Here is an 8,303-nt window from a genome sequence, read left to right as displayed (position 1 = left end):
CGGTTGTGGAAGATCGTCCACGTCGAGTGCGACGGGTCCATCTTGCTCACGCGTCGCCTGATCACGACAGCGGCGAAGTCGGGCACCGGGATCGTGCGTGCTGATGCGTCGGTCTTCGGGTGGGCCTGGCGGAAAGTTCCGCTGCACTGGCGGTAGACGACAGTGCCGGTGACCTGGGCGACCATGCCCTTCCGACCGTCCTCGATGTCCACCGGCCTGAGCGCGAGCGCCTCTCCTGGTCGCAGGCCCGTACCGAGCAGCACCTCGAGCGCGTCGCGGACGATGCCGTCGGGCTTGGGCCCCTTGACACTCGGGCCGGTCCGCCAGATCGCCGCAGCCGCCCGGATCCGCTGGATCTGGTCGAGCGTGAGCGCCTCCGGCGAGCCCTTCGGCTTGCGTAGCGGGGAGGTGCCCTCCACCGGATTGCGGGCAATGGCGTCGTGACGCAGCGCGAACCCGAACAAGAGATTGAGCATCGTGCGGGCATGCTTCGCCCGCGAGTACGACATCACCCGCTCGGCCTTCAAGAAGGACTCGACCCTGCCGGTGGTGATCTCGCCGAGGGTGTAGTTGTCGAAGAACGGCCGCACATGGACCCGAACGTCGTCGCGGTAGTTCTTCTTGGTGCCCTCCGAGATCTCTCGTAACGCCAGGTCAGCAAGCCAGAGCTCCGCAAGATCCCCGAATGGACTGGTCAGGCTGAGCATCCCGCCGCGCCCGTAGCCAGGCCACGTGAGCAGCCTGTTCTTGAGCTCCGAGACGGCGTTGCTGCGTGAGGTCGAGGTCGCCCTCACCTGCCGCAAGCAGCCGTCGGTGTCCCTGTAGCGGGTGTGCGCCGTGAACCGTCCACGACCCACCTGGACCACGTGGATGGCGCCGTAGGTGCCTATGCCGAGGCGTGGTCGCCCGCTCATCGCATCCCACCGCCCGGGTGTCGAACGGAGTCCTCGCACTCGAGCCGGGCGAGCCAGGCGTCGATCTCGGACTTGCGAAAGCGCAGATGGCGTCCGACACGGAAGCCGGTCGGACCTCGGCCCTGGCTGCGCAGGTCGTAGATCGTCTGGGCACTGACGTGCAGTTCCTCAGCGAGTTGCTGCACGGACAGCGCCGGCTCAAAGACGCCGGTGACGAGGACGCCGTCCTCGTGCAGAGTGGTCGGGGCAGGTGAGGTGGTTGAGGTATCCATGCACCTCAGGTGCGCGAACCCGGCCGAACTCCGCCGAGCGGTCTGCTGGTCGGCCCGAAACAGGCCGAGAATGGGTTGCAAACTGTGCAATAAATGTGCAGTGACCACGGTCCTTCTCCTCTGTGAGGATCCAGAACGTGGCCTGACCTGCGGTGATGGTGGAGGTGAGGGGACTCGAACCCCTGACCCTCTGCATGCCATGCAGATGCGCTACCAGCTGCGCCACACCCCCATCGGGGACTGCCCGACCAATGCTGCGTCGGACAACTCGCGGAATCTTAGCCAACGCTCCCGGCAGATGTGAAATCGGGTGCAACCCGGTTGTACGCCGCCAGCCGGACCCCGTCGCCGGGGGCGCTGTCGTCCACCGTGGCCCACCCGCAGTTGTCGAGGGTGCGGAGGTTGGCGGAGGCCGAGGCGTCCCACCCGAGCAGTGCCAGCAGGGCCACGCGCAGGGCTGCGCCGTGGCCCACGACCACCCCGGTCTCGCCCGGAGCCAGGTCCGAAGACGCCGACCGGAGAGCCGGCAGCATCCGCGCCAGCACGTCCGACGTCGACTCGGCACCAGCCACCGAGTCGGCGTTCTCGAACGACCCGCCCGCCGCCGCCCAGCGTGCGTGGGCGTCGGGAAAGGCTGCCGCGAACTCGGGGATCGTCAGGCCTGCGCGCTCCCCCACGTCGTACTCGCGAAGGCGCGGGTCACGAGCGACCCGCAGCCCGCAGGCGACGGCCAGGGAATCGGCCGTCTCAGCTGCTCGCGCCAGGTCGGACGAGCGGATGAACACCGGGGCGAGGGCAGCGATCACCGGCGCCGCGGCGGCCGCCTGCGCGCGCCCGACCTCGTCGAGCGGTACGTCCGTGTGCCCCTGGGCGCGGCCTTCGGCATTCCACGCGGTCTGGCCGTGGCGGAGCAGGATCAGCGTGCGTGTCACGCGTCGGCGGCAGGCGGTCCCGGCTGCGGAACCTTGATCGACGGGCAGTCGCGCCACAGTCGCTCGAGGGCGTAGAACTGGCGCTCGTCCTCGTGCTGGACGTGCACAACGATCTCGCCGTAGTCCAGCAGCACCCAGCGACCCTCGCGCTGACCCTCGCGACGGATCGGCTTGGCATCGGCCTCGCGCAGCTTGTGCTCGACCTCGTCGACGATGGCGTTGACCTGGCGCTCGTTGGCGGCCGAGGCCAGCACGAAGGCGTCGGTGATCGCCAGCTGCACGCTGACGTCGAAGGCGATGACCTGCAGGGCGAGCTTGTCGACGGCCGCCTGAGCGGCGATCTGGACGAGCTCGAGGGCGTGGTCGGTGGCGGTCATAACGGGTCCTTGACTGTGGAGGAGGCGTAGAGGTCGTGCTTGGCGATGTACTGCACGACACCGTCCGGCACGAGGTACCAGACGGGTTCGCCGCGACGCTTGCGGTCGCGGCAATCGGTGGAGGAGATCGCCAGCGCGGGGATCTCGACCATGGTCACGCGATCCGAGGGGATCGCATCCAGGGTGGACTTGTCCATTTCGTAGCCCGGTCGCGTGCAGCCGACGAACCGGGCGAGCTCGAAGATCTCCTCGGCGTCGCGCCAGGTGAAGATGTCGGCCAGCGCATCGGCGCCGGTGATGAAGTAGAGCTCCGCATCGGGCATCTTGGCCCGCAGGTCGCGGAGGGTGTCGATGGTGTACGTCGGCCCCGGGCGGTCGATGTCGACTCGGGAGACGTTGAAGCGCGGGTTGGCAGCGGTGGCCACCACGGTCATGAGGTAGCGATCCTCGGCCGGCGACACATCACGATCGGCCTTCTGCCACGGCGCACCGGTGGGCACGAAGATGACCTCATCGAGGTCGAACCAGGCCTGGACCTCGGACGCGGCCACGAGGTGACCGTGGTGGATGGGGTCGAAGGTGCCACCCATGACCCCGACGCGCCTCATCAGCTGTGCTCGCGCCCGCCGCCGAAGGTGATGAGGGCCAGCAGCAGGCCCAGCAGGATCGCCAGCGCGAGCGCGCCGATGACATAGGGGTGGACGGCGGGCTCACCGGCGGTGGTCTCGGCAGCTGCGATGCTCAGGGCGCTCAACGACATGGGCGGCATCCTATCGGCCGCGCCCGCCCTCAACGAATGTGGCCGTCACCGATGACGACGTACTTGGTCGACGTCATCTCCGGCAGCCCCATCGGCCCGCGGGCGTGCAGCTTCTGGGTGCTGATGCCGATCTCGGCGCCGAACCCGAACTCACCACCGTCGGTGAAGCGGGTGGAGGCGTTGACCAGCACGGCTGCGGAGTCGACCGCCGCGATGAAGCGGCGGATGGTGCCCTGGTCGCGCGCCACGATGGCGTCGCTGTGACCGCTGGAGTGGGCGCGGATGTGCTCGATCGCGGCCTCGACGTCGTCGACCACAGCCGCCGAGATGTCGAGCGAGAGATACTCCGTGCCGTAGTCCTCCTCGGTCGCCTCGACCACCCCGTCGTACTCCGTGAAGCGGTCGTCGCCGTGGATCGTGACGTCGTGCGCGTGCAGCGCGTCGATGACCTGCGGCAGGAAGTCGTCGGCGATGTCGGCGTGCACGAGCAGCGACTCCGCCGCGTTGCACACGCTGGTGCGGTGGGTCTTGGCGTTCACCACGATCGAGAGCGCCTGGTCGAGGTCGGCCGACGCGTCGACGTACACATGGCAGTTGCCGACGCCGGTCTCGATGACCGGCACGGATGCCTCCTCGACGACGCTGCGGATCAGGCCCGCTCCCCCGCGGGGGATCAGCACGTCGACGAGGCCGCGCGCGCGCATCAGCGCCTTGACCGACTCGTGCGAGTCTCCGGGCACCAGCTGTACGGCGTCCTCGGGGAGTCCCGCCGACAGCAGGGCCGACCTCAGTGCGGCCACGATGGCGGCGTTGCTCGAGCGGGCGCTGGACGAACCGCGCAGCAGCACCGCGTTGCCGGACTTCAGGCAGATGCCGGCGGCGTCGGCGGTGACGTTGGGGCGCGCCTCGTAGATCATCCCGACCACCCCGAAGGGCACCCGGATCTGTCGCAGCTCGAGCCCGTTGGCCAGCGTCGAGCCGCGCACCACCTCACCCACCGGGTCGGCGAGGCCCGCGACCTCGCGCAGCCCCGCCGCCATCGCCCCGAGCCGCTCGTCGGTGAGCCGCAGCCGGTCGATGATGTTGGACGGAGTCGCGTTGTCCTCGGCGCGGGCGACGTCCTCGGCGTTGGCCGCGAGGATCGCCGGGGCCGACACCAGCAGGGCGTCGGCCATCGCATGGAGCGCGGCGTCCTTGCTCGCCCGGGTCGCGAGCGCCAGGTCGTGGCTGGCGATCCGGGCACGCGTGGCAACCTCACGCACGCCGTCGGCGTCATAGGCACTGCTCATGGTTGTCAGCGTAGGTCGCCACCACCCGGAGCGCTCAGACGTCTCACTCTCGCAAAAGGACGGGTGACATCTGACAGGCGCGCGGGAGGCGCAGGCACGTCCGGGCCAGCACGCGCGAAACGCCCCCGAGCCCGGAGGATGGTCGGGGGCGTTCGGCGTACGAGGCCGGAAGATCAGGCCTTGCGCTTGACGATCTCCTCGGTAGCCGCCGGGAGGACCGAGTGCAGGTCTCCCACGACACCGAAGTCGACGAGCTCGAAGATCGGGGCCTCGTTGTCCTTGTTGACGGCCACGATCGTCTTCGAGGTCTGCATGCCGGCGCGGTGCTGGATCGCACCGGAGATGCCGTTGGCGACGTAGAGCTGCGGGGAGACGGTCTTGCCGGTCTGGCCGACCTGGAACGCGTGCGGCATCCAGCCCGAGTCGACGGCGGCACGCGAGGCGCCCACGGCGGCACCGAGCGAGTCGGCGAACTTCTCGATCGGCTCGAAGTTGCCCCCCGTGCCACGACCACCGGAGACCACGATCGCGGCCTCGGTGAGCTCGGGGCGACCGGTCGCCTGACGCGGCTGCGTGGCGATGATCTGCGCGGTCTTGGCGCCGTCGGAGATGGTCGGTGTGAACGTCTCCACGACACCGGCGCCGGCGGCCTCCTCGGGGGCGGCGGCATTGGGCTTCACGGTGATGATCGGGGTGCCCTGGGTGACCTTCGCGGTGACGGTGAAGTTGCCCGCGAACACGCTCTGCGTGGTGACGGGACCTTCTTGCACGTCGACCGCGTCGGTGATCAGGCCGGACCCGATCTTGATCGCGAGGCGGGCCGCGACCTCCTTGCCCTCGAAGGACGAGGGGATCAGGATCGCGGCCACTCCACCAGCAGCAGCGGTCTTCTCGGCGAGCTGCTGCAGGGCCTCCGCCTTCGGGGCCACGAGGTAGCCCTTCAGCTCGGTATCGTCGATGACGTAGATCTTCTCCGCGCCGTACGCCTTGACCAGCGACGCCACCTCGTCGGCCTGGTCGGCCGCGCCGAAGAACACGGCCGACGGCTCACCCAGGCGGCGGGCGATCGTGAGGAGTTCGTACGTCGGCTTCTTGACCACGCCGTCGGCGTGGTCGATGACAACGAGGACTTCAGACATGGCGATGCTCCCTTAGATGAACTTCTTGGAGGCGAGGAAGTCGGCCAGCGCGACGGCGCCCGAGCCGTTCTCGTCCGTGACGACTTCGCCGGCGGTGCGCGGCGGGCGGGCGGTGGTGTCCTCGACCTGGGACCAGGCCACCGACAGGCCGACCTGGTCGGCCTCGATGCCGAGGTCGGCCAGCGAGAAGGTCTCCAGCGGCTTCTTCTTTGTGGCCATGATGCCCTTGAAGGACGGGTAGCGAGCCTCGCCCGTCTGGTCGGTCACCGAGAGCACGATCGGCATCGTCGCGCCGATGACCTCGGTGGAGCCCTCGTTGTCGCGCTTGATCCGGACCTGGTCGCCCTGGACCTCCACGACCGAGGCGAGGGTGACCTGCGGCAGGTTGAGCCGCTCGGCCAGCATGGCCGGCACGACGCTCATCGAGGCGTCGGTCGAGGCCATGCCGCAGACGATCAGGTCGATGGGCCGATCTTCACCGATCTTCTGGACCGCCTTGGCCAGCACGAGCGAGGTCGCCACGGCGTCGGAGCCGGCGATCGCCTCGTCGAGGACGTGGACGGCTCGGTCGGCACCCATCTGCAGCGACTTGCGGACGGCGTCGACGGCCTTCTCGGGACCGACACACAGCGCGGTCACGGTGTGATCAGCGGCCTCGCCACCGATCTTCTCCTTGATCTGCAGGGCCTGCTCGACGGCGTACTCGTCCAGCTCGGACAGCAGCCCGTCCACGCCGACGCGGTCCACGGTGTTGTCCTGTTCGAAATGCCGATCGGCAGTCGCGTCGGGTACGTACTTCACACAGACGACAATGTTCATGGTGTGTGGCCTCGCGGCCCCTCCTGTGATGTTGATTCCCTCGAGCCATCCGGCCCACTCGAATCCGAGGATTGTGCTGGTGAGGTTACAAGCGAGTAACCCCACCGCGGAACAGTGGCCGCGGTGGGGTTGCTCACAACCGGCGTCCACGGCGAGCGTGACGGCCCCGCGACCGGCCGGCCGTCGAGGTGCCCGAGGTCTCCCTCACGCGAGTGCGTCAGGGGCGGATGATCCGGTCGAGGATGCGCCCGACGATCAGCCAGGCGATCGCTCCGATCCCCCAGTTGAACAGGGCGTTCTTGATCTCCGCACTGGAGCCCTTGAACTGCTTGATCCCCTCGTCCTTGGAGAAGACACCCAGGTCGACGGTGTCAGCGGCGTCGAGGACGAACTGCACCAGGCCGTTGTCCCGGTTGGCCTTGAGCGCGATCAGGAGCGCTCCGAGCGCGAGGGTCAGCGCGGCCAGCACGCAGACCAGCCAGATCACCTGGGCGATGCGCGCGCGCAACGCCGAGGCGGCGGACGCGGCGCGCCCCTTGCCCTCCTTGCGGTTGCCCTGAGTTTCGGTCGTGTCCTTGGCCACGTGGGTCCTTTCGTCGGTTGTGCGTGCTCTACCGTGCCACGAACGTGGCCTGGCCCGGCCCGCTCTCAACGAACGACCGCATGCCAATGGCACGGTCCTCGGTGGCAAAGACTGCCGCGAACAGCATCTGCTCGATCTCCAGGCCCGTGTCGAGGTCGGTCTCGAGGCCACGGTCGATGCAGGTCTTGGCCGCCCGGATGGCCAGGCTGGCGGCCCCGGAGAACTGTCCGGCCCAGGCCAGCGCTGCGTCGTACACCTCCTCGGGCGCGACGACCCGGTCGACCATGCCGAGGGCGAGCGCCTCGTCGGCCTGGACGAACCGGCCGGTGAAGATCAGGTCCTTTGCCCTGCTGGGCCCGATCAGACGCGCGAGCCGCTGGGTGCCACCGGCGCCCGGGATGATGCCGAGGAGCACCTCGGGCTGCCCGAACGTGCTGTCCGACGCCGCGATCCGGAAGTCTGCCGCCAGCGCGAGCTCGCACCCGCCGCCAAGGGCGTAGCCGCGCACGGCGGCCACGACGGGCTTGGGAATGCGCGCGATCGCGGTCACGGCGCCCTGAACGGATGCGGAGGCCTTGACCATGTCGCCATAGGACAGGTCGAGCATCTCCTTGACGTCGTTGCCGGCCGCGAAGACCCGCTCCCCTCCGTAGACCACCACGGCCTTGACGTCGTCCCGCTCGGTGGCCTCCTCCGCCGCGGCCTGCAGTCCGGCCTGTACGGCGAAGCTGATGGCGTTCATCTTCGGCCGGTCGAGCCGGATGGTGCCGATCCCGTCGGCCACCTCGAGTCGGACGAAGTCCTGCTGCTGCCCTGCATCGCTCGCTGTCATCGCTGCACCTCTCGCTCGTGTCACTGGTCGTCCTGCCCCATCTTCGGCCCTGCACGGTGTCCGACCCGTGCGCGGGTCCGCGTGCGGGAGTTACGGGCGTGGAGAATGCCCGGGTGACACCTGGAATGTGGGACCACGCAGACGAGACGACGGCGCTCTGGCCCGGGCGCAACTGGCCGCTCGGCGCGACCTGGACGGCCGAGGCGACCAACTTCGCCGTCTACGCGCCGCGCGCCACTGCGGCGTGGCTGTGCCTGTTCGGTGACGACGACACCGAGGAGCGCATCGAGCTGACCGAGCACTCGCTCGGCATCTGGCACTGTGCCGTCCCCGGGCTTCGCGCCGGGACCCGCTACGGCTATCGCGCCGACGGCGAGTGGGAGCCG

Annotated in this window: 11 protein-coding genes, 1 tRNA gene and 1 pseudogene; 1 reads left to right on the top strand and 12 read right to left on the bottom strand. The window is 69.0% G+C overall.

Translation table 11 applies throughout. From position 1 onward, the window contains the following. The 12 genes from RMO85_RS13415 to RMO85_RS13360 form a co-directional block, all read right to left on the bottom strand. Positions 1–707: hypothetical protein (locus RMO85_RS13415; RefSeq protein WP_310529224.1), on the bottom strand; the 707-nt coding region annotated here is incomplete at its 3' end. A gap of 203 nt (positions 708–910) precedes the next feature. Next, positions 911–1,186, bottom strand: a complete 276-nt coding sequence (locus tag RMO85_RS13410) for a helix-turn-helix domain-containing protein (RefSeq protein WP_310529223.1) — start codon at positions 1,184–1,186, stop codon at positions 911–913. 156 nt (positions 1,187–1,342) lie between these two features. After that, positions 1,343–1,418: transfer RNA gene (locus RMO85_RS13405), tRNA-Ala, on the bottom strand. A gap of 46 nt (positions 1,419–1,464) precedes the next feature. Then, positions 1,465–2,118: a histidine phosphatase family protein gene (locus tag RMO85_RS13400; protein WP_310529222.1), complete on the bottom strand. Its 654-nt coding sequence runs from the start codon at positions 2,116–2,118 to the stop codon at positions 1,465–1,467. Continuing rightward, positions 2,115–2,495: a ribosome silencing factor gene (gene rsfS / locus RMO85_RS13395; RefSeq protein ID WP_310529221.1), complete on the bottom strand. Its 381-nt coding sequence runs from the start codon at positions 2,493–2,495 to the stop codon at positions 2,115–2,117. Before rsfS ends, RMO85_RS13400 begins: the two co-directional genes overlap by 4 nt. Next, complete coding sequence (gene nadD, locus RMO85_RS13390) at positions 2,492–3,085, bottom strand: nicotinate-nucleotide adenylyltransferase (RefSeq protein ID WP_310529225.1); 594 nt, start codon at positions 3,083–3,085, stop codon at positions 2,492–2,494. The genes rsfS and nadD overlap by 4 nt, the downstream gene beginning before the upstream one ends. A gap of 17 nt (positions 3,086–3,102) precedes the next feature. Continuing rightward, positions 3,103–3,255, bottom strand: coding sequence for a hypothetical protein (locus RMO85_RS13385; protein ID WP_310529220.1), 153 nt, complete (start codon positions 3,253–3,255; stop codon positions 3,103–3,105). Positions 3,256–3,284: 29 nt separating this feature from the next. Beyond that, the gene (locus RMO85_RS13380; RefSeq protein ID WP_310529219.1) at positions 3,285–4,544 is read right to left on the bottom strand and encodes a glutamate-5-semialdehyde dehydrogenase; all 1,260 of its coding nucleotides are present in this window, start codon (positions 4,542–4,544) and stop codon (positions 3,285–3,287) included. 173 nt (positions 4,545–4,717) lie between these two features. Beyond that, positions 4,718–5,683 (bottom strand): electron transfer flavoprotein subunit alpha/FixB family protein, encoded by a 966-nt coding sequence (locus tag RMO85_RS13375; RefSeq protein ID WP_310529218.1) that lies wholly within the window; start codon positions 5,681–5,683, stop codon positions 4,718–4,720. Positions 5,684–5,695: 12 nt separating this feature from the next. Continuing rightward, the gene (locus RMO85_RS13370; RefSeq protein ID WP_310529217.1) at positions 5,696–6,502 is read right to left on the bottom strand and encodes an electron transfer flavoprotein subunit beta/FixA family protein; all 807 of its coding nucleotides are present in this window, start codon (positions 6,500–6,502) and stop codon (positions 5,696–5,698) included. 217 nt (positions 6,503–6,719) lie between these two features. Beyond that, positions 6,720–7,085, bottom strand: coding sequence for a hypothetical protein (locus RMO85_RS13365; protein WP_310529216.1), 366 nt, complete (start codon positions 7,083–7,085; stop codon positions 6,720–6,722). Positions 7,086–7,113: 28 nt separating this feature from the next. Further along, positions 7,114–7,917: an enoyl-CoA hydratase-related protein gene (locus RMO85_RS13360; protein WP_310529215.1), complete on the bottom strand. Its 804-nt coding sequence runs from the start codon at positions 7,915–7,917 to the stop codon at positions 7,114–7,116. A 113-nt stretch (positions 7,918–8,030) separates the two neighbouring features. Here RMO85_RS13360 and RMO85_RS13355 point away from each other — a divergent pair. After that, positions 8,031–8,303: pseudogene (locus RMO85_RS13355) on the top strand (glycogen debranching enzyme GlgX); the annotation flags it as partial.

This window comes from Nocardioides sp. (assembly GCF_031422975.1).
In the GTDB taxonomy this organism is placed as follows: domain Bacteria; phylum Actinomycetota; class Actinomycetes; order Propionibacteriales; family Nocardioidaceae; genus Nocardioides.
Note: the sequence above shows the minus strand (reverse complement) of the source record. Positions and strands in the feature narration are given on the sequence as shown.